The organism is Microcella pacifica, assembly GCF_009371975.2.
Taxonomy (GTDB): Bacteria; Actinomycetota; Actinomycetes; order Actinomycetales; family Microbacteriaceae; genus Microcella; species Microcella pacifica.
Window position 1 is genome coordinate 1 of the sequence record NZ_VIKT02000009.1, and the last position, 16,742, is coordinate 16,742.

The 16,742-nt window shown below is 70.2% G+C and carries 16 protein-coding genes; 1 reads left to right on the top strand and 15 read right to left on the bottom strand.

All coding sequences use genetic code 11. From position 1 onward, the window contains the following. The 3 genes from FK219_RS06530 to nusA form a co-directional block, all read right to left on the bottom strand. The coding region (locus tag FK219_RS06530) for a translation initiation factor IF-2 N-terminal domain-containing protein (protein ID WP_328821622.1) at positions 1-589 on the bottom strand (589 nt) is incomplete at its 3' end. A gap of 75 nt (positions 590-664) precedes the next feature. Beyond that, positions 665-952 carry a YlxR family protein gene (locus FK219_RS06535; RefSeq protein ID WP_152583397.1) on the bottom strand — a complete coding sequence of 96 codons (288 nt, stop codon included), beginning with the start codon at positions 950-952 and terminating at the stop codon, positions 665-667. A gap of 13 nt (positions 953-965) precedes the next feature. After that, positions 966-1,961, bottom strand: a complete 996-nt coding sequence (gene nusA, locus FK219_RS06540; RefSeq protein WP_152583398.1) for a transcription termination factor NusA — start codon at positions 1,959-1,961, stop codon at positions 966-968. A 70-nt stretch (positions 1,962-2,031) separates the two neighbouring features. Here nusA and FK219_RS06545 point away from each other — a divergent pair, with 70 nt between their 5' ends. Next, positions 2,032-3,510 carry an alanine/glycine:cation symporter family protein gene (locus FK219_RS06545; protein WP_152583485.1) on the top strand — a complete coding sequence of 493 codons (1,479 nt, stop codon included), beginning with the start codon at positions 2,032-2,034 and terminating at the stop codon, positions 3,508-3,510. 27 nt (positions 3,511-3,537) lie between these two features. On the opposite strand, the gene FK219_RS06550 is transcribed toward FK219_RS06545, so the two are convergent. From FK219_RS06550 to FK219_RS06605, 12 genes are all read right to left on the bottom strand, one after another. Next, positions 3,538-4,803 (bottom strand): hypothetical protein, encoded by a 1,266-nt coding sequence (locus FK219_RS06550; RefSeq protein ID WP_152583399.1) that lies wholly within the window; start codon positions 4,801-4,803, stop codon positions 3,538-3,540. Positions 4,804-4,912: 109 nt separating this feature from the next. After that, complete coding sequence (locus FK219_RS06555) at positions 4,913-6,685, bottom strand: proline--tRNA ligase (protein ID WP_328821624.1); 1,773 nt, start codon at positions 6,683-6,685, stop codon at positions 4,913-4,915. A 336-nt stretch (positions 6,686-7,021) separates the two neighbouring features. Then, positions 7,022-8,170 (bottom strand): flavodoxin-dependent (E)-4-hydroxy-3-methylbut-2-enyl-diphosphate synthase, encoded by a 1,149-nt coding sequence (ispG, locus tag FK219_RS06560; RefSeq protein WP_328821625.1) that lies wholly within the window; start codon positions 8,168-8,170, stop codon positions 7,022-7,024. A gap of 66 nt (positions 8,171-8,236) precedes the next feature. After that, on the bottom strand, positions 8,237-9,298 hold the full coding sequence (locus tag FK219_RS06565; protein WP_152583400.1) for an alpha/beta fold hydrolase: 1,062 nt from the start codon (positions 9,296-9,298) through the stop codon (positions 8,237-8,239). An 11-nt stretch (positions 9,299-9,309) separates the two neighbouring features. Continuing rightward, positions 9,310-10,254, bottom strand: coding sequence for an alpha/beta fold hydrolase (locus FK219_RS06570; protein ID WP_152583401.1), 945 nt, complete (start codon positions 10,252-10,254; stop codon positions 9,310-9,312). Next, complete coding sequence (locus FK219_RS06575; RefSeq protein ID WP_152583402.1) at positions 10,251-11,012, bottom strand: 3-hydroxybutyrate dehydrogenase; 762 nt, start codon at positions 11,010-11,012, stop codon at positions 10,251-10,253. The genes FK219_RS06570 and FK219_RS06575 overlap by 4 nt, the downstream gene beginning before the upstream one ends. Continuing rightward, positions 11,009-11,662 carry a TetR/AcrR family transcriptional regulator gene (locus FK219_RS06580; protein WP_152583403.1) on the bottom strand — a complete coding sequence of 218 codons (654 nt, stop codon included), beginning with the start codon at positions 11,660-11,662 and terminating at the stop codon, positions 11,009-11,011. The genes FK219_RS06575 and FK219_RS06580 overlap by 4 nt, the downstream gene beginning before the upstream one ends. After that, on the bottom strand, positions 11,659-13,260 hold the full coding sequence (locus FK219_RS06585) for an AMP-binding protein (RefSeq protein WP_152583404.1): 1,602 nt from the start codon (positions 13,258-13,260) through the stop codon (positions 11,659-11,661). The genes FK219_RS06580 and FK219_RS06585 overlap by 4 nt, the downstream gene beginning before the upstream one ends. Continuing rightward, on the bottom strand, positions 13,257-14,345 hold the full coding sequence (locus tag FK219_RS06590) for a branched-chain amino acid ABC transporter permease (RefSeq protein WP_152583405.1): 1,089 nt from the start codon (positions 14,343-14,345) through the stop codon (positions 13,257-13,259). Before FK219_RS06590 ends, FK219_RS06585 begins: the two co-directional genes overlap by 4 nt. Further along, complete coding sequence (locus FK219_RS06595; RefSeq protein ID WP_152583406.1) at positions 14,342-15,220, bottom strand: branched-chain amino acid ABC transporter permease; 879 nt, start codon at positions 15,218-15,220, stop codon at positions 14,342-14,344. Before FK219_RS06595 ends, FK219_RS06590 begins: the two co-directional genes overlap by 4 nt. Continuing rightward, positions 15,217-15,972: an ABC transporter ATP-binding protein gene (locus FK219_RS06600; RefSeq protein WP_152583407.1), complete on the bottom strand. Its 756-nt coding sequence runs from the start codon at positions 15,970-15,972 to the stop codon at positions 15,217-15,219. Before FK219_RS06600 ends, FK219_RS06595 begins: the two co-directional genes overlap by 4 nt. After that, positions 15,969-16,724 carry an ABC transporter ATP-binding protein gene (locus tag FK219_RS06605; RefSeq protein ID WP_152583408.1) on the bottom strand — a complete coding sequence of 252 codons (756 nt, stop codon included), beginning with the start codon at positions 16,722-16,724 and terminating at the stop codon, positions 15,969-15,971. Before FK219_RS06605 ends, FK219_RS06600 begins: the two co-directional genes overlap by 4 nt. Between the last annotated feature and the right edge of the window lie 18 nt (positions 16,725-16,742).

A 16,742-nucleotide genomic window follows, 5' to 3' on the forward strand; every position in this document is an offset into this window, starting at 1 on the left:
GACCGCCGCCGGGACGGCCGGGGCCGCCCTCGGGGCGAGGAGCCCCCGGGCGGGGTGCGCCGGGGCGCGGCGGGCGCGGAACGGCGCCGCCGGGGCGCGGCATGCCCTGGGAGGACGAGTAGGGGTTGTTGCCGGGCCGCGGCGCGCCGGGGCGCGACATGCCCTGCTGGGAGGCGAAGGGGTTGTTGCCGGGGCGCGGGCCACCGGATGCCGCCGGGCGCGCGGGCGCGTCGCCCTCGGCCGGCTTCTGCGGTGCAGCGGGCGCCTCGGCAGCGAGAGCGTCAGCCGCCGGCGCCTCGGCATCGGGCTTCGATGCCGACTCGGGTGCCGTCTCGACCGTCTCAGCGGGCTTCGGAGCCGGCTTGGGGGCGGCCTTGGCGGGTGCCTTCGCGGCGGGCTTCTCTTCCGCCTTCGGTGCGCCGAGGCCTGCCTCTTCGACCGCCTTGCGCAGCTTGCGGGCGACGGGGGGCTCGATCGTCGACGACGGGCCCTTGACGAATTCGCCGAGCTCTTTGAGCTTCTCGAGGGCGACCTTGCTTTCGATGCCGAGCTCGCTCGCGATCTCGTGCACGCGTGGTTTTGCAGCCACAATTCTCCTGTCTGGATCCGCACCCAGACAGGGGCGGATCACTAGTGGTGGACGGGTCTCATTTCGAGCCGCTCATTAGTTGTCCATTGGCCGATCAGCCTGTTCTCTCGTGGAGCCGGTTGCTCCGATGGTGTGTCGTACGTGGTCTGCGTCGAGCGGACCGGTCACGCGCAGTGCGCGCGCCCATGCCCGCCGCTGCGAGGCGGCTTCGACGCAGTCGAGGGTGGCATGCACCCACGCGCCCCGTCCCGGCAAGCGGGCCAGGGCATCCGCCTCGACCCTCCCCTCGCGCGCCACGACCCTCAGAAGAGAGGAGCGGGATGCACGCTGGCGACAGCCGATGCAGGTTCTGACGGGTTCCATTGTAGCCCCTGGCCTACTCCTCCATGACGGAGTCGGGCTGGATGTCGATCTTTGCGCCAGTGAGCTTGGCGGCGAGGCGGGCGTTCTGGCCCTCCTTGCCGATCGCGAGGGAGAGCTGATAATCGGGCACGAGAGCCCGCACCGCCTTCGTGTCCGCGTCGATGACGAAGGCGTCGGAGACCTTCGCGGGCGACAGGGCATTCTTCACGAAGGTCGCGAGGTCGTCGGAGTGGTCGACGATGTCGATCTTCTCCTGACCGAGCTCGGCCGTCACGGCGCGCACGCGCTGCCCGAGCTCGCCGATGCACGCGCCCTTCGCGTTCACCCCGGGCTCGAGCGAGCGCACGGCGATCTTGCTGCGGTGGCCCGCCTCGCGCGCGATCGCGGTGATCTCGACGAGCCCGCTCGCGATCTCGGGCACCTCGAGCGTGAAGAGCTTGCGCACGAGCGAGGGGTGGGTGCGGCTCACGGTGATCGACGGACCCTTGAGGCCCTTCGAGACGCTCGTCACGTAGACGCGGATGCGACGGCCGTGCGCGTAGTCCTCCCCCGGCACCTGCTCCTCGGGCGGCAGGATCGCCTCGACGGTGCCGAGGTCGATGTGGATCATGCGCGGGTTGGGGCCCTGCTGGATGACGCCCGCGACGATGTCCCCCTCGCGCCCCTTGAACTCGCCGAGAACGCGGTCGTCGCCGATGTCGCGCAGACGCTGGTTGATGACCTGCTTGGCCGCGAAAGCGGCGATACGGCCGAAGTCGTCGGGGCTGTCGACGGCCTCGCCGATGAGGTTCTCCTCCTCATCGAACTCGGGCACGTAGATCGTGACGTGGCCCGACTTGCGATCGAGTTCAGCGCGCGGCTGCGGTCGGTCGGAGCCGCGGTGGTCGTCCTGCTCCGTGTGCTTGAGGTAGGCGGTGAGGATGGCCTGCTCGATGATCTGCACGAGCTCGTCGAACGGGATCTCCCGCTCGCGCTCCATCATCCTCAAGACGGTCAGGTCGATGTCCACGGTGTCGCTCCTCTATTCGATTGCAGACCCCCACGGTACCGGACATCGCTAGTGTGTCTGAATGGACGCCATGGACGCTGTCAACGACCTCATCGCCTCTTTCGGCGGCTCGCTCTGGCAGTGGATCGTGCTGCCGATCGTCATCGGGCTCGGCCTGTACTTCACGGTGCGCACGAGGGTCGTGCAGTTGAGGCTCATTCCCGCGATGTTCCGCACTCTCACCGACGTGACGCCGCGCGATGCCGGCGGCAAGCCGCAGTCGGTCTCGGCGTTCCAGGCCTTCACCGTCTCGGCCGCCTCTCGCGTCGGCGTCGGCAACATCGCGGGTGTGGCGACGGCGCTCGCCCTCGGCGGCCCCGGCGCGATCTTCTGGATGTGGACCATGGCGTTCATCGGCGGCGCGTCCTCCTTCGTGGAGTCGACGCTCGGGCAGGTCTACAAGACGAAGGACAGGGACGGCTTTCGGGGTGGCCCCGCGTACTACATGCAGCGCGGCCTCGGGAAGCGGTGGATGGGCATCCTCTTCGCCGTCGTCCTCATCGTCGTGTTTCCCTTCGCCTTCTCGAGCCTGCAGGCGAACACGATCGTGAGCGCCGTCGGGGGCGCAGCCGGCCTGGAGGACCCGGGGATGCTCCCCTGGGCTATCGGCGGCGTTCTCGCCCTCGCGACCGGCCTCGTCATATTCGGCGGCATCCGTCGCATCGCGAGCGTGACCCAGTCGCTCGTGCCCGCGATGGCGCTGCTCTACCTCCTCATCGGCATCGTCATCGTCGCGATGAACATCGAGGAGGTGCCGCGCGTGTTCGCGCAGATCTACGCCGGCGCCTTCGGGTTCCAGTCGATCGCGGGCGGTGCCGTGGGCACGATCATCCTCGTCGGCATCCAGCGCGGCATGTTCTCGAACGAGGCCGGTCTCGGCTCGGCTCCGAACGCCGGCGCGGCTGCCGCGGTCACGCACCCGGCGAAGCAGGGCCTCGTGCAGACGCTCGGCGTCTACTTCGACACCTTCCTCGTCTGCTCGATCACAGCCTTCATCATCCTCGTGACGAATCCCGACCTCGCGGCCGCCGAGCGCGGCGTCGACCTCACGCAAGAGGCCGTGGTCTCCTCCCTCGGCGAGTGGGCCGGAGTGCTGCTCGCGGTCGTGATCCTGCTGCTCGCCTTCAGCTCGATCCTCGGCAACTACTACTACGGGGAATCGAATCTGGAGTTCATCACGACGAGCCGGCCCGCGCTCATCGTCTACCGCAGTCTCGTCGTGCTCGCCGTCCTCGGCGGCTCTGTGGCCTCGACGACGCTCGTGTGGACGACCGCGGACGGCGTGATGGGCATCATGGCGATCATCAATCTCGTCGCCATCGCGTTGCTCGGCGGCGTCGCCTTCCGCGTGCTCACGAACTACCAGGACCAGCGCGCGGCGGGGAAGGACCCCGTCTTCACGCGTGACCAGCTGCCCGACGTCGCCGGCATCGAGCTGTGGGTCGACGAGGACTCGGTGACGGGCCCGATTCCGCTCGTGCGCGGCACGCGCGGTGCGGACCGCAGCTAGCGGTCCGGCCCGACGGGATGCCCGGCGCTAGTCGCGGCGCACGCGACGTCGCGAGGCGCCGACCGCGGTGATCACGACGCCGCCGAGGAGGAGCGCGCCGGCGATGACCCCGATCGCGAGGACGAGCTGGGCGTCGGCACCGGTCGCCGCGAGCTGCTCTTCCGCGTCTCCGGCGAGCTCGACGGCGGCGCGCTCGATCGCAATGCCGCCGGCGGTGAACGTCTCCAGGCCGCTCACCAGGTAACCTCCGCTGATCGCGGCTGCGTCGAATCCCCCCTGCGGCGAATCCTGCGTCACCGCGGAGAGGTCGCCCGCCGCGTCCAGAGGGGCCAGCAGATCGACACCGGGCTCCGAGGCCGAGGTGGGCTGCATGCCGAACTCACTCAGGTCGGCATAGCTGAAGCTGAAGACGGCCATCTGACCTTGCTCGATGTCGGGCGACACGATCCAGAGGTTGAGCTCGCTGTCGAACTCCGCACCGTTCACCGTCACGGGGAAGAACGCCAACCGCGACTCGGTCTCGCCGCCCTCCCAGAGCACGCTCACGATGAGGGCCTCGTCGGTGAATCCGGCGACGATGACAGCGATACCGGTGCGCTCCGGATCCAGCAGTTCGGCCGGACCGGCCGAGATCGCGAGCGACTCGAAATCGCCGAAGGACCCGGAGGAGCCCGTGAATACTTCCGTCACGGTTCCGGTACGCGCGTCGATGCGAACGGCTGTTCCGTCGCTGAAGTACACGAACGCCGCCGTGCTCGGCGCAGCCTCCTGGCTGACGCCGCTCTCGAAGTCGAGATCGAGGCCGTACGCGCTGAGCACGTCGAGCAGAGCGAGGCCCGTGCACGCCACCGGCCACAGGCCGGTCTCGCCATCGTCAGGGTTCGCCACCGGCAGCGGCGACCCCAAGGGCACGCCGTCTTCGTCGTACACCCGAATCGCGCACAGGTACTGCACGCTCTCGCCGAAAATCTGCCCTGCGGAGAGGAGCGCCACGTAGACGCGGTCCTCTGAGTCGAAGCTCAGCGCCGTCGTCGTCCACGGCGTGATCTCGGGTGAAGTCGGGCCGCCGAACAGCTGCAGCTCGATCTCGGGCGGGGGCCCCTCGTCGCCGTCCGCGGGGAAGACCTCCGGAATCGCCCCGAAGGTGCTCTGGTCGCTGCTGAGGACGACGGGAGTGTCGCCCTCGACGATGTCGGCGGCAGTCGCGGGGGCCACCGCACCGAGCGCGAAGGCGAGGGCCACACCGCCCGCCATGACCGTGCGTCGGCGGGCAGGGGCGGGGGTGGACGACATGGTGCTCCAGGGGCTCGGGAGGGGTGGGAAGGCGCTCGCGGCCGCGACAGGTCAGCCGACCCGGCGACTCTTCACCCTAACCCGGACGAGCGCGGAAAGCGACGCGCTCTCACTGCGGTGCGTCGCGCAGGCGGTCGAGCACCTCGTGCAGCGCGATCTCGTCGCGCTCGCCCGTGCGGCGATCCCAGAACTCCACGCGCCCTTCGGCGGCGCCGCGGCCGACGATGACGATGAGCGGCACGCCGATGAGCTCCGCGTCGCCGAACTTGACTCCCGGGGAGACCTTCGGCCGATCGTCGAAGAGCGTGTCGAACCCTGCACCCTCGAGCTCGCTCACGAGCGTCTCGGCGACGTCGAACACCGCGGCATCCTTGCCCGTCGCGACGATGTGCACGTCGAAGGGCGCCACGTTGCGCGGCCACACGAGGCCACGCTCGTCGTGGTTGGCCTCGGCGATCACGCCGAGGATGCGCGTCACGCCGATGCCGTAGGAGCCCATCGTGACGGTCACGAGCTTGCCGTTCTCGTCGAGCACCTGCAGCCCGAGCGCCTCGGCGTACTTGCGGCCCAGCTGGAACACGTGACCGATCTCCATGCCGCGCGCGGTCTCGATCGGCCCCGAGCCGTCGGGCGCGGGGTCGCCCTCGCGCACCTCGGCGATGTCGGCGAGGCCGTCGGCCGTGAAGTCGCGTCCCGCGACGAGCCCGAGCACGTGCTTCTCGTGCTCGTTCGCGCCCGTCACCCAGGTGGTGCCGTCGACGACGCGGGGGTCGACGAGGTACCGGATGCCCGTGCTCGAGCCCTTCCCGAGAACGGCGCCGCTCGGCGACCACGGGCCGATGTAGCCCTTGACGAGGCCGCGATACGCCGCGAAGTCCTCCTCGGTCGCCGCCGCGACCTCCGCGGGAGCGAAGGCCACCTCGGCGCGTTTGAGGTCGACCTCCCGGTCGCCGGGCAGACCGACGACGACGAGCTCCTTCGTGCCGTCGAGCGAGGTGAGCCGCAGCACGACGTTCTTGAGCGTGTCGGCCGCCGTCCACGGGCGATCCTCGCGCGGGCGCTTCTCGTTCGCGAGCGCGACGAGCGTCGCGATCGTCGGCGTCTGCGGGGAGTCGATGACCTCGGCGGAGGGATGGCCGTCGAGCGACTGAGCGGCAGGGGCCACAGAGCGGTACGCCTCGACGTTCGCCGCGTAGCCCCCGGCCGACCGCACGAAGGTGTCTTCGCCGATGGGCGTGGGGTGCAGGAACTCCTCGCTGCGGGAGCCGCCCATGGCTCCCGCGTCGGCTTGCACGATGACGTAGTCGAGCCCCAGGCGGGAGAAGATGCGCTCGTAGGCGTCGCGCTGCGCCTGGTACGAGACATCCAGACCCTCATCGGTCACATCGAAGGAGTACGCGTCCTTCATGGAGAACTCGCGGCCGCGCAGGAGCCCGGCGCGCGGGCGCGCTTCATCCCGGTACTTGTCCTGGATCTGGTAGATCGACAGCGGGAGGTCCTTGTAGCTGCCGTAGAGGTCCTTGACCGTGAGGGTGAAGACCTCCTCGTGCGTGGGCGCGAGCAGGTAGTCGGCGCCCTTGCGGTCCTTGAGACGGAATATGCCGTCGCCGTACTCCTCCCAGCGGCCGCTCGCCTCGTAGGGCTCGCGCGGCAGGAGCGCGGGGAAGTGCACCTCCTGGCAGCCGATCGCGTGCATCTCCTCGCGGATGACCGCCTCGACGCGGCGACGCACGCGCAGGCCGAGCGGCAGCCAGGCGAAGACGCCCGGCGCCTGGCGGCGGATGTAGCCCGCGCGCACGAGGAGGCGGTGGCTCGCCACCTCGGCGTCGGCGGGATCGTCGCGAAGTGTACGGAGGAAGAGCTGGGTCAGTCGCGTCGTCACCGGTTCAGACTACTGGCCTCGACGCGTCGCGCCCGATGCGCTGGCCGAACCCCCCGTTCGGGGGCCAGAATGGAAAATAGGCCTGCGAGCGGCGGCAAGGGGGGCTTGGGTCGCTCGCAGGCCCTTCCCGCCCACCCGCGATGCGGCGTGAGAGGGAAACCTGCACGACGGAAGATGCCCCCTGATCGCCTCGTGCGAAACGTGCACCGCCCCCCGGTGCTTCTCAGTGTCGACTCCCCCAGTCGATGGGTTGAGCCTACTGATCGCGGGCACGGCGCGGTCAGTCCCCCGATATGGGGCCAGCGCGACCGGGACGACGCCTCGACGGACGCGCGATCAGCTCGTGAGCACCTGCGGCTCGCCCACCGGGGCATCCGGCATCGAGGCCGCGATGCGGTTCGCCTCCTCGATGAGGGTCGCGACGATCTCCGACTCCGGCACCGTCTTGATGACCTCGCCCTTGACGAAGATCTGACCCTTGCCGTTGCCGCTCGCGACGCCCAGGTCGGCCTCGCGCGCCTCACCGGGGCCGTTCACGACGCAGCCCATGACCGCGACGCGCAGAGGAACAGTCATGCCCTCGAGACCCGCCGTCACGTCGTCGGCGAGCGTGTAGACGTCGACCTGGGCACGACCGCAGGACGGGCAGGAGACGATCTCGAGCTTGCGCTCGCGCAGGTTGAGCGACTCGAGAATCTTGAGGCCCACCTTGATCTCCTCCGCGGGCGGTGCCGAGAGCGAGACGCGGATCGTGTCACCAATGCCCTCGCCGAGGAGGATGCCGAAGGCCGTCGCGCTCTTGATCGTGCCCTGGAAGGCGGGGCCGGCCTCGGTCACGCCGAGGTGCAGCGGCCAGTCGCCGCGTTCGGCGAGCTGGCGGTAGGCCTTGACCATGACGATGGGGTCGTTGTGCTTGACCGAGATCTTGAAGTCGTGGAAGTCGTGCTCTTCGAACAGGCTCGCCTCCCACACCGCGCTCTCCACGAGCGCTTCCGCAGTCGGCTTGCCGTACTTCTGCAGCAAGCGCGGGTCGAGCGAGCCAGCGTTGACGCCGATGCGCAGGCTCACGCCCGCATCTTTCGCCGCCTTCGCGATGTCACCGACCTTGTCGTCGAATTTCTTGATGTTGCCCGGGTTCACCCGCACGGCGCCGCACCCGGCATCGATCGCCTGAAAGACGTACTTGGGCTGGAAGTGGATGTCGGCGATGACGGGTATCTGGCTCTTCTTCGCGATGATGTGCAGCACATCGGCGTCATCCTGCGTCGGCACCGCCACGCGTACGATGTCGCAGCCGGTCGCGGTGAGCTCGGCGATCTGCTGGAGGGTTCCGTCGATGTCCGTCGTCGGCGTGGTCGTCATCGACTGCACGCTCACGGGGTGGTCGCTGCCCACCATGACCTTGCCGACCTTGATCTGGCGGGTCGTGCGACGGGGGGCGAGGGTTTCGGGAATCTTGGGCATTCCGAGGTTCACAGCAGGCACGATGCTCAGTGTACGCATCGAGGCTGAGCAGAGAAGCCCAGCGCCGTGAACCCCGGTGCCACCCGCTCAGCCCGCCGAGTCGAGGTGTTCGACGAGAGCTGCCACGAAGCTGTCGGCCTGCTCGAGGTGTGGCGAGTGGCCGCAGCCCTCGAACACGACCTCGCGCAGGGCTCCGCCTCCGCTCGCGTAGCGCTCGAGCACGGCCCGCGTCTGGCTCACCATGGGCTGCGGCGGTGCGACCTCGGCGCCGGGCCAGCCGGGGATCGCCCCGAGCTGCCCGAGGAAGTTCAGGTCGAAGGCCGAGGTGTCGGAGACGATCGCGTCGGCGTCGCCGCGAATCCAGAGGATTGCGGGCTTGGTCTCGAGCTCCGTGATGCCCGAGAGGTTCAGGTGCGTCGGGGCCATCGTATTGAGCACACCGCGCGGTCCGGGAGCGAAGCCCGGCCAGTTCTCGGAGGGGACGCTGTCGCCGGGGTAGTTGCCCTCCCCCGTCGCCGTCGTGAGCATCGACGCGACCCAGAGATCCTCGTGGGGCAGTCCATCGGGCTGGGCGACGTACGCGGTGCGGTAGACCGACCGCGGCGAGGTCTGCTCCTCGCCGCCGACGTCACCCGCGGCGAGCCGCGCGATGAAGTCGGGATTGCCGCCGCCCCCGCCCGTCCCCGCGGCATCGGGGGTCAGGAGGGAGCCGTCGAGGGCGGTGCCGCCGAAGCCGTAGGGCGAGACGGGCGACTCGAGCGTGACGCTCAGCACTCCGTCGGGGTTGTCGAGCAGGTACTGCAGCACGACACCCGCGCCCATGCTCCAGCCCACGAGGTGCACGGCGCCGGTGCCGAGCGTCTCGAGCACGCTCGCGACATCGTCGGAGAAGTCGCGCAGCCCGCGCGTCGCGTCGACGGGCTTGACCTCGGAGCCGCCGAAGCCGCGCAGGTCGACGGCGAGAGCGCGCCACTGCGGCGGGAGGGCCAGCATCGTGGGCTGGTAGAAGTGCGAGGACGACACGTTGCCGTGGACGAAGACGACGGTGCCGGCGGGTTCCCCCTCGGCGGGTCGCTCGAGCACCGCAGCGGTGAGGCGCGGCGCGGGCACGGAGTGGGCAACGATGCCCGGCAGAAGCAACTCGGTCATGATCGGGCCTTTCAGTCGTGGATGGTCGCGGCCGGTGCCGCAGTGGAGGAGACGTGCAGTGCATCGTTCACCGCGCGCGCGACGCGGCGTGCGCCCGGCTCGGCGAGCACGATCGTGTAGTGGTTGACATCGTCGACCTCGATGACCCGCAGGCCCGCGATCGTCGGCTCCTCGCTCAGGCGCTCGGGGCGGTACAGCGCCTCTGGCTCATCGAGAAGTCCGCGCGGAGCACGCAGGAAGGTCGTCGGCTGGCGCACGCTCTTGAGCGCGCGGCGGTAGGACTCTCCGCCGTAGAGCTCGGCGACATCGGCGCCGACCGCCGCCAGATCCCCCGAGGGCCGCAGCGCCGGGGGCTGACCGTGGAGGTCGTAGTCGACGTAGGCCTCGACCGCGGCCGACCAGTGGTCACGGAAGGCGGGATGCTCGCGCCAGAAGTCGCGGTACTCCTCGACCGAGGCGAACGTCATCGAGAGGCGCCGCGCGGCAGGCCCGAGCACGGCCGTGCCGTCCGGTGCCGGGGCATCGTGGGTCTCGTCGCCCGATCCGGGGCGGTCGGGCGGGTCGAGCGGCAGCCCGCCGTCGACGAGGGTCAGGGAGGAGACACGGTCGGGAAAGCGCGCCGCGAGCAGCACCGCGACGAAGGCTCCCATCGAGTGGGCGACGACGGCGACGCTCTCGAGCCCGAGGTGGTCGAGCACCGCGACGAGGTCGCGCGCGTGCTGCTCGAGGCCGTAGGGGCCGCCGAGGTCGCGGGAGCGGCCGCGGCCGCGCAGGTCGGGGGCGATGATCCGCACGCCGGGGAGGTGGTCGGCGAGGAGCGGCCAGCACCGGTGATTCGCGGTGATGCCGTGGATCGCGAGCACCGTGGGCGCATCCGGAGCGTTGTTCCAGATGCCGACCGTGAGCGCTCCCCCGGGCACGGGGACCGCGATCCTGGCGGGGGCGAACTCGGTCATCGTGCGCTCCACCCGCCGTCCATCGAGTAGGAGGACCCCGTCACCATGCCCGCCGCCGCACCGCACAGCCACACGGCGAGCGAGGCGACCTCGTCGGGCTCGACGAGCCGCTTGACGGCGCTCTCGGTGAGCATGATGCGCTCGACGACCTCGTCCTCGGGAATGCCGTGCACGCGCGCCTGGTCGGCGATCTGCTTCTCGACGAGCGGCGTGCGCACGTAGCCGGGGTTGATGCAGTTGCTCGTGACGCCATGCGGGCCGCCCTCGAGGGCGGTGACCTTCGACAGGCCCTCGAGACCATGCTTCGCCGAGACGTACGCAGACTTGAAGGCGCTCGCGCGCAGGCCGTGCACCGAGCTGATGTTGATGATGCGCCCCCAGCCGCGCTCGTACATGCCCGGCAGGGCGGCGCGCGTGAGGAGGAACGGCGAGACGAGCATGAGATCGACGATGAACCGGAAGCGCGCCGGGTCAAACTCGGCGATGGGGCTCACCGTCTGCACGCCGGCGTTGTTGACGAGGATGTCGGCGCGCAGCTCGACCTCGGCGAGAGCATCCAGGTCGCTCAGATCGACCTGCCATGCCTCGCCGCCGATCGCCGCAGCGACGCGCTCGGCGCCCTCGCCGTCGCGGTCGGCGATGACGACGTGCGCCCCCGCCGCGGCGAGTGCTCGCGAGCACGCCTCGCCGATGCCGCTCGCGCCGCCCGTGACGACCGCCCGGCGACCGTCGAGCTCTCCGTGCGCGACCTGCGTCATGGTGCCCCCTCCTGGGTTCCGCGCGCTGCGAGCGCGTTCTCGATGAAGCGCATCATGCTGTCGAAGACGGCGTCGGGCACGTCGTTCGTGCCGCTCGCGAGCGGGTCGGCGCTCGCCCCGCTCGCTCCTTCCGCGCCCCACAGCACCCAGCGCATGCCGATCATCTCGCCGACGCCCATGAGCGCCCAGGCCGCGACCGTGGGGTCGATGTCGCCCACTTCGCCGCGCTCACGCGCGGCCGTGAGGCCCTCGATGTAGCCGTCGACGATGCGCGAGTAGTGCAGTCGCAGCGACCGAGGCGAGACGAACTCCGCCTCCCGCACGATGCGGTAGAGGGCCGGATGCTCGGCCGTGAAGCGAAAGAAGCCGCGAAAGCCCTCGCGCTCCCGCTCGATGCGGCTCATGTCGTCGGTCGCGTGCTCCGTCATCGCGTGCCGCACACGACGGTTGAGGTCGTCGACGAGCTCTTCGAAGACCTGCAGCTTCGAGTCGAAGTAGAGATAGAACGTGCCCTGGCCGACGCCGGCGCGCTCCGTGATGCGCACGATCGATGACTCGGCGTAGCCGAGCTCGGCGAACACGTGCTCGGCGGCGTCGAGGATCGCGCGGCGAGTGCGCTCACCGCGCGCCGTGCGCGGGGCGGCACTCACGAGGCACCGCCCGTCGCGGCGAGCTGCGCGCCGCTCCAGGCCTCGAGCAGGTCGCGGCGGCGCACCTTGTCGGCGCCCGACCGGGGAATCGCCTCGATCTCGAGGATGCGCGTGGGCACCTTGAACCGCGCCAGTCGCGCCGCGCAGTGCTCGCGCAGGGCCGTCTCGTCCCTCGGCACGCCGGAGCGCGGCACGAAGTACGCCACGGGCACCTCGCCCCATCGCTCGTCGGGCACGCCGATGACGGCGACGTCGGCGACCGCGGCGTGCTCGAACAGCACCGCCTCGATCTCGGCGGGCGCGACCGACTCCCCGCCCGTGATGAAGATGTCTTTGATGCGATCGATCACGCGGTAGTAGCCGTCGTCGTCGCGCGCCATGAGGTCGCCCGTGCGCAGCCAGCCGTCGGTCAGCGTCGCCGCGGTCTGCGCCGCATCGCGGAAGTACCCCGTGAAGACGCTCGGCCCCCGCACGAGCAGCTCGCCCGTGCCGGCGCCCTCGATCGGCTCGCTCGTAACCGAATCGACGAGCAGCACTTCGACGTGCGGGTACGGCCGCCCTGCGGAGCCGACGCGACGCCGAGCATCCTCGTCGGGCAGGCACAGCACGTTCGGCGAGGCCTCGGTGAGCCCGTAGCCCTGCGTGAGCGCGACACCGCGAGCGTGCCACGTGCGCAGGAGCGGCTCGGGCATGGGAGCGCCGCCGACGATCGCGTGGCGCAGAGTGGACAGGTCGGTGCTCGCGAAGTCGGGGTGCTCGGCGAGCAGCAGGTAGTTCGCGGGCACGCCCATCGTCGTCGTGATGCCACGATCGGCGATGAGATGCAGCACGCGACCGGGGTCGAAGGTGCGCTCGAGCACGACGGTGGCCCCCATCCACCAGGCGAGCAGCGGCTGCACGTTCCAGCCGCCCACGTGATACTGCGGCATCACGGCGAGCACGGTGTCCTGGCTCGTGATCTCGGCCGTGCGCGAGAGGGCGAGGTTCGTCCAGAAGCAGTTCGCATGGGTGAGGATGACGCCCTTGGGGGCGGCGAGCGTGCCCGAGGTGAACATGAGGAGCAGTGCGTCGTCGTCGCGCACCGGACGCTGCGGCGGAGCATCCTCAAGACGGCCACGAAGCGGTGCCGGCACTGCGCTCTCGACACCTCGGGAGCCCACGCCGGCGCGCGGCGGAGGCGCGAGAAGGCGCTCGAGCGACGCGGCGGCGAGGGAGGCGAACTCGTCCTCCACGACGAGCAGGGCGGGGTCGGAGAGCTCGAGCTCCTGCGCTATCTCGCGGGGCGACAGGCGCCACGAGAGGGGCACGAGCACGAGCCCGGCCTGCGCGCACGCGAAGAACAGCACGACGTGGTCGGCGCTGTTGCCCGTGAGGGTCGCGATGCGATCGCCGACGCCGTACCCGGCCCCGCGCAGCCGACGGGCGAGTCGGGATGCTCGATCGTGCAGCTCGCGATAGCTCAACTCGACACCGCGGTCGTCGATCGCGATGCGCTCCGGCGTCGCCCGGGCGCGATCCCCCGTCCAGCGGCCGAGAGTGTGCAGGCCGTCGTGCGGGGTGTCGTGCGGGTGGGGGTCGAGCGGGTGTGTCTCGGTCATCGCGCCTCCTCGAGCGGGCGCTCCGACTCGGGACGCCGTCGCGCCAGGCGCGCGGTCGCCCGACGCGCGAGGCCCGCCAGGCCACCGGGGAGCAGCACCACCACCAGGATAAAGAGGGTGCCGAGAATGAACAGCGGCTCGCTCAACGGAATGCGCAGCACATCGGGCAGGTCGGCGATCGCCTCGGAGCGCGAGAGGGCCGTGAGCCGCTGGTCGAGGAGCGTGTAGATGAGGCCTCCGACGACGGCGCCCCAGCGGGACCCCACGCCGCCGAGCACGACGATCACGAGGAGGGTGAGGGTGAAGTCGGGCGTCGTCACGGCCGGCGTGACGCCGCTCTGCAGCAGCAGGTAGACCATGCCGACGAGCGCCGCGAGAGTGCCGGCGAGCACGACCGTGATGAGGCGCACGCTGAACGGCGTCATGCCCAGCACGCGCACGCGCAGATCGTTCTCCCGCGCCGCGACGACGACGTGGCCGGCGCGGGAGCGCTCGAACCACGTGACGATGAGGAACACGACCACGAGCATCCCGAGTGCGATCCAGTACAGATTGCGCGTGTTGATGACGCCGACGAGCTCGCTCGGGATGTTCGCCACCTCGAGGGGCAGGCCCTCCTCGCCGTTCGTGATCGCGGCGTTGCGGCGCACGAGCACCGAGCCGGCCTGGGCGAAGGCGAGCGTCACCATCGCGAACGCGATGCCCGTGACGCGCAGGCTCAGCGCGCCGAGTGCTGCAGCGAGCACGACCGCGCCCAGCAGCACGACGCCCATGGCGGGCACGAGGGCGAGCTGCGTGTCGCGCAGCACGATGCCCAGGCCGTACGCCCCGACCGCGAAGTAGAGCGCGTGGCCGAACGAGAGCAGACCGGCGACGCCGAACAGCAGGTGGTAGCTGAGGGCGAGAGTCGCGAAGACCATCGCGAAGGCGAGCAGCTGCAGGGTGCCGGGCGTGTAGGTCGCACCGGGCAGGACGCCGGGCAGGCTCAGGTTGAGCACCGGCAGGAGTGCGAAGACCAGGATGAGCGCGCCACCGATGACCCACGGGGTCGCGCGAGCGGTGCGGATGCGGTCGATGAGGGTCATGATGCCTTGCTCCCGAGGAGTCCCGTGGGGCGGACGAGCAGGACGACGGCCAAGAGCACGACGACCATGAAGTCCCCCGTTCCCCCCAGATAGAAGTTGGCGAACTGCTGCAGCACGGCCACGACGACCGAGGCGATCGCGGCCCCCGTGAGAGAGCCGAGGCCACCGATCACCGTGACGATGAAGGCGAAGATGAGCAGCGAGCCTCCGATGAGCGGGGAGACGTAGCCGAAGTAGTGCGAGGCGAGCACGCCGCCGATGCCGGCCGCCGCACCGCCGATCGCGAAGACGAGGGTGAAGGCCTTGCGCACGTCGATGCCGAGCGCCGTCACCATCGCGCGGTTCTCGACGCCCGCACGGATGATGAGCCCGTAGCGCGTGAACTTGAGGAAGAGCACGAGCGCGAGCAGCACGAGGAGAGCTGCCGCGATGAGGATGAAGCGGTCGTTGGGGATGAGCGCGCCCCCGATGTCGGTCGTCTGCGCGAGCCACTCGGGCCCGACGATGAAGATCGGGTCGACGCCCCAGATGCCCTCGAAGAGAGCGACGGTCGCGAGGGAGAGGCCCACGGTCACGAGCACCTGCTCGATGTGCCGCAGATAGAGCGGTCTGATCAGCAGCAGCTCGGTGAGCGCCGCGACCGTCGCGCCGACGATCGCGCCCACGAGGATCGAGAGCAGGAAGGTGCCCCACGAGCCGTCGTCCATGCGGCGCGCGAACTCCCAGCCGAGGAACGCGCCCAGGGTGAGGAAGGAACCGTGAGCGAAGTTGAGCACGCCCATGAGGCCGTAGATGAGCGAGAGCCCGCTCGCCACGAGAAAGTACAGTGCCCCGAGGCCGAGGCCCGTGATGAGGAGAAGCAGCACGGTGCTCATCGTTCGACCTCCGTGTCGGTACGGGCGTCGTCGTCGCCCGTCGTGTGGACGCCGAGGAGGCGCTGGGTGCGCTCGTCGTCGTCGAGGAGATCGCCCGCGTCGCCCGTGTGCACCACGCGGCCACCCTCGATCACCACCACGGTGTCGGCCAGGCGACGCACGATGGGCAGGTTCTGCTCGACGAGAAGAATAGGAGTGGTGGCCGCGGCGCGCTCGAGAGCGGCCGCGACATCCTGCACGATCATCGGCGCGAGGCCCTTGGTGGGCTCGTCGACGAGCAGGATGCGGTTGTCGTTGAGCAGGGTGCGGGCCAGCGACAGCATCTGCTGCTGGCCGCCCGAGAGCGAGCCAGCTCGCTGGGCACTGCGCTGCACGAGGTCGGGGAAGAGCTCGTCGACGAGATCGCGGTGCGGCGCGCCGCCGCGCGTAGCGAGCCTCAGATTCTCGGCGACCGTGAGCTGCGAGAAGACCTCCCGGTCTTCCGGCACGTAGCCGACACCGCGCTGCACGATGCGGTACGTGGGCAGGCCGTCGATGCGCTCGCCCTCGAACTCGACCGTGCCCGAGCGGGTGATGAGGCCCATGATCGCGCGCAGCGTGCTCGTCTTGCCGACGCCGTTGCGGCCGAGAACCGCCGTGACGCCGGTGGCGGGAACCTCGAAGTCGACGGACTCGACGACCTGCTGACCGTCGATGAGGGCGCTCAGGCCACTCACGCGGAGGAGCGGTGCGGTGCTGGACGGGGCGCTCACAGGCTCTCTCCCAAGTAGGCGGACTGCACGGTGGGGTCGGCCATGACGGCCTGCGGGGTATCCCACGCGAGCACCTGGCCGTGGTGCATGACCGCGACCGTGTCGACGAGCCCGAGCACGACGTCCATGTGGTGCTCGACCATGAGCACCGTGCGGCCGCTGCGGTGCACCCGGCGGATGACCTCGACGAGCTCGGGCACGTCTCCGGAGGCGACGCCTGCCATGGGCTCGTCGAGCAGGATGACGCTCGGCTCGGTCGCGAGCAGCATGGCGATCTCGAGCTTGCGCTTGTCGCCGTGCGAGAGCACGCCCGCCATCGTCTGCGCGTGGTGCGCGAGCCCGACCTCCTCGAGCCGTTCCTCAGCCGCGCTCGTCGCGGCGTCGCCCCGCCTCGGGCGGGCGAGCACCGAGAGCTCGTGACCGATCGAGACCTGAGCGGAGAGGCGAACGTTCTCGAGAGCCGAGAGCCCCGTGAAGAGACTGGAGGTTTGGAACGTGCGACCGAGACCAGCCCGTGCGCGGCGCTGCACGGTCAGGCGCGTCACGTCGTCCCCGCGCAGCAGCACTCGGCCCCCGGTGGGGGTCATGATGCCGCTCATGAGGTTGAACAGTGTCGTCTTGCCGGCGCCGTTGGGGCCGATGACGCCGAGCATCTCGCCGCTGCCGACCGAGAGCGTCACGTCATCGATGATGCGTGCGCCCCCGATCTGCAGCTCGAGGTGCTCGACGGCGAGCACGGGCTGGTCGGTCATGGTGCGAACTCTCTCTGT

Excerpts from the sequence above, each read along its gene's own strand:
- FK219_RS06535 (WP_152583397.1), bottom strand. The coding sequence starts at position 952 with ATGGAACCCGTCAGAACCTGCATCGGCTGTCGCCAGCGTGCATCCCGC.
- FK219_RS06545 (WP_152583485.1), top strand. The coding sequence starts at position 2,032 with ATGGACGCTGTCAACGACCTCATCGCCTCTTTCGGCGGCTCGCTCTGG.
- FK219_RS06550 (WP_152583399.1), bottom strand. The coding sequence starts at position 4,803 with ATGTCGTCCACCCCCGCCCCTGCCCGCCGACGCACGGTCATGGCGGGC.
- FK219_RS06565 (WP_152583400.1), bottom strand. The coding sequence starts at position 9,298 with ATGACCGAGTTGCTTCTGCCGGGCATCGTTGCCCACTCCGTGCCCGCG.
- FK219_RS06570 (WP_152583401.1), bottom strand. The coding sequence starts at position 10,254 with ATGACCGAGTTCGCCCCCGCCAGGATCGCGGTCCCCGTGCCCGGGGGA.
- FK219_RS06575 (WP_152583402.1), bottom strand. The coding sequence starts at position 11,012 with ATGACGCAGGTCGCGCACGGAGAGCTCGACGGTCGCCGGGCGGTCGTC.
- FK219_RS06585 (WP_152583404.1), bottom strand. The coding sequence starts at position 13,260 with ATGACCGAGACACACCCGCTCGACCCCCACCCGCACGACACCCCGCAC.
- FK219_RS06590 (WP_152583405.1), bottom strand. The coding sequence starts at position 14,345 with ATGACCCTCATCGACCGCATCCGCACCGCTCGCGCGACCCCGTGGGTC.
- FK219_RS06595 (WP_152583406.1), bottom strand. The coding sequence starts at position 15,220 with ATGAGCACCGTGCTGCTTCTCCTCATCACGGGCCTCGGCCTCGGGGCA.
- FK219_RS06605 (WP_152583408.1), bottom strand. The coding sequence starts at position 16,724 with ATGACCGACCAGCCCGTGCTCGCCGTCGAGCACCTCGAGCTGCAGATC.